Source organism: Microcystis sp. M_QC_C_20170808_M3Col, assembly GCF_007095505.1.
Lineage (GTDB): Bacteria > Cyanobacteriota > Cyanobacteriia > Cyanobacteriales > Microcystaceae > Microcystis.
The window spans coordinates 1-2,672 of record NZ_SFBY01000184.1; the positions used below are offsets into that span (position 1 = coordinate 1).

General features: G+C 38.9%; 3 protein-coding genes and 2 pseudogenes. 3 read left to right on the forward strand and 2 right to left on the reverse strand.

The window, feature by feature from the left end; genetic code table 11:
• Positions 1–90: 90 nt before the first annotated feature.
• A complete protein-coding gene (locus tag EWV84_RS08175; protein WP_287077603.1) occupies positions 91–690 on the reverse strand; it encodes an IS607 family transposase in 600 nt (199 codons plus the stop codon).
• A 182-nt stretch (positions 691–872) separates the two neighbouring features.
• On the opposite strand from EWV84_RS08175, the pseudogene EWV84_RS08180 reads away from it, so the two are divergent.
• The 3 genes and pseudogenes from EWV84_RS08180 to EWV84_RS08190 form a co-directional block, all read left to right on the forward strand.
• Positions 873–959, forward strand: a pseudogene (locus tag EWV84_RS08180) (PEP-CTERM sorting domain-containing protein); the annotation flags it as partial.
• Positions 960–1,116: 157 nt separating this feature from the next.
• The gene (locus tag EWV84_RS08185; RefSeq protein WP_287077604.1) at positions 1,117–1,392 is read left to right on the forward strand and encodes a hypothetical protein; all 276 of its coding nucleotides are present in this window, start codon (positions 1,117–1,119) and stop codon (positions 1,390–1,392) included.
• Entirely contained in the window at positions 1,389–1,802 is a 414-nt protein-coding gene (locus tag EWV84_RS08190; protein WP_287077605.1) for a type II toxin-antitoxin system VapC family toxin, read from the forward strand. The genes EWV84_RS08185 and EWV84_RS08190 overlap by 4 nt, the downstream gene beginning before the upstream one ends.
• Before the next feature lie 737 nt (positions 1,803–2,539).
• On the opposite strand, the pseudogene EWV84_RS08195 reads toward EWV84_RS08190, so the two are convergent.
• Positions 2,540–2,672: pseudogene (locus tag EWV84_RS08195) on the reverse strand (DUF3782 domain-containing protein); the annotation flags it as partial.

Below are 2,672 nucleotides of genomic sequence, written 5' to 3' on the forward strand. Positions count from 1 at the left end.
AAGAAAGCTTGACGGTTTAAATAGACAGCACAATTATAAAGATTCTTTGATAAAAATGCCAACTTATCAAATGCTAAAAATTCATTTTTATTAAATTTGATTAGATGTCTTTGAACTAACTTCATGCTCTTCCTCCAAGCACTTAATTAAACATTCGGTTTTTCTTTTTCTTCGTCTTATTGAATACAGTCGAGCGCAAAATGAAGTGATTATGCTGACAAAATCTTGCATCAAATCATCTTTTCTTTCCTCGGCTAAATTGACTACTTCTATGTCTCGGTTTGTTTGGGCTAAAAGAACTTTTAAATAATTGAACCCTACTCTACTCAATCGGTCTTTATGTTCTACGACAATTAAGTTATAATCAGTTTGTTCTAGAAGTTTTAATAATAGCTTTCTGTGGTCATTAACCCCACTTCCCACTTCTTTAACTACTCTGACAATTTGATAGCCTTTCGCCGTACAATAAGCCTCTAATCTTTTCGCCTGAGTCTCCAAGTTAGATTTATTTTCTGAACTAGAAACTCTTGCATAAATAGCAACTTTATTTTCACGCACTGAACGGTCATCTTCAAAGATAATAATTGTTCCTGTGGGAAGACGTTCTCCTTGTAACTGCCCTCGATTCCACATCCTCCAAGCAGTGTCATAACTGATCCCCTTTTTCTTGGCATAATCTGATAGTTTCATTTCAACTGTAAGGTAAACTTGCACTAACCACAGTAGCAGTTGTTTGCTATTATTTGCGTATATTTTCTACAAAACTTTACAATACTGGGGATGGATGGGTTGATGATTTTATCGATCGGAATTTTGGTTTTGCGAGATTATACGGGATGTCTTCGGTGCTGACGGTACCCGGAGCACCCCAACCTGTTCCCGAACCCAGTAGCCTTCTTGGTTATATCACGTTAGGGAGTTTAATGCTAGGTGGTGCTATTCGCAGAGCAAAAAAATAGTTACCCACAGAAAACGGGTTTCTTCAAGAAACCCGTTTTCTAGCTTCATTCATGGTGCGATCACCGTAAATGTTAGACTAGATTAAGATAAAAAAATCATAGTCGATTAAATAATCAAATAAATTATAGTTAAGACAATTTACTCAAAGATTTAGCAATGGATAGAAGCACTATAGAACGACAACAGCTACTGGAAGCAGTCAACTCTCTTCCTGAAGATGCTTTGGTGGAACTTGCTAGTTTCCTTGACTATCTTCACTATAAATCAACCCATCAAACAGAACTGATCACTGATGCTTCTAGCTTTCTCCTGGCAATTGCAGGTTTAGGAAATTCTGGTCAACAGGATATTTCAGAACAGGATGAGGAAATTCTTCGCCATGAAATTGATCCAGTGTCTGGCTGGAATTTTCAACCCAACAATTCTGTATGACAGCGATACTCGACACCAGTTTTTTGTTTGCGTTGACTGACCAAAGCGATCGCAACCATGAGCGTGTTTTGGCTGTTGCTCAAAGCATTAATGAGTCATTAGTGCTACCTGTAGTCGTCTTACCTGAAGTCTGCTATCTAATCGGCTCCAGATTGGGGCATCAAGCAATGCGACGTTTTGTGTCTAGTATAACACCTGATACGGTTCAAGTCGAACCTTTAATGCCAGACGATTTAGTGCGAGTGCATGAAATTTTAGAACAGTATGCTGATAATCAGCTTGATTTTACGGATGCAGCGATTATTGCTATAGCTGAAAGGCTAAATATTACTCGCGTTTACACACTTGATCGTCGAGATTTTTCGATTATTCGTCCAAGTCACTGTGATTACTTTGAGTTATTCCCTTGAACTTCAGCTAACACTGCTGCTAAGTAGGGTCTGCTGAAAAAGTTTTTCGGTGGGGGTTGGGGGTTGGGGGTTGGGGGTTGGGGTGTGGGGTGTGGGGTTTTACCCATTTTCAGGTGGTCAATTACCTAATTTTCAGGGAAAAAGATGTCAAAAAAGTCCAAAAGTGTTATCCGACAAGGTTTTTAGCTTTATTCAGCAAACCCTAAGTAGATAAAGTGTGGAGACAGGTTTTTAAACTGTCGGCTCTCCTCGACTTTGTGTGATAATTTTTGCTTATGGAATCCTGAAGTGCTTATTGGACAAGACTTTTAGGACTATTTTGCGGATATTCTATCAGTATAGACCTCGTTTCCACACAGGTCGAAGTACACGACATGAATTCCCCAGAAGCAATCTTAAACTTTTGAGATTGCTTCACTTTGCGCTCAATGCGATCGCTTGGGAAAGTTAATTAGGGTCTGCTGAAAAAGTTTTTCGGTGGTGGTAGGGTGTGGGGTGTGGGGTGTGGGGTGTGGGGTTTTAACCATTTTGAGGTGGTCAACTACCTAATTTTCAGGGAAAAAGTCCCGGAATTTTCCCCCTGATCACTCCCAGTCCGGTACTTTTTGATTGACAAAAAGTCTAAAAGTCTTACCCAACAAGGTTTTTAGATTCTACCTGAATGGTTATAATTAATGAAGAACAGATGAAAAAATCATAGTCCATCAAATAATTACATAAATCATAGTTAAGACAATTTACCAAGTCCTCGGTCGAAAGTTTTCATCATTAATAATCTCCACTGTATCCCCAGAAGGTTTAATCACAAATAGTCCTTTATTATAGGCATAACGGTCTATACCTTCGTCAATTTCAATACCAGCGACTGCA

Excerpts from the sequence above, each read along its gene's own strand:
- EWV84_RS08185 (WP_287077604.1), top strand. The coding sequence starts at position 1,117 with ATGGATAGAAGCACTATAGAACGACAACAGCTACTGGAAGCAGTCAAC.
- EWV84_RS08190 (WP_287077605.1), top strand. The coding sequence starts at position 1,389 with ATGACAGCGATACTCGACACCAGTTTTTTGTTTGCGTTGACTGACCAA.
- EWV84_RS08175 (WP_287077603.1), bottom strand. The coding sequence starts at position 690 with ATGAAACTATCAGATTATGCCAAGAAAAAGGGGATCAGTTATGACACT.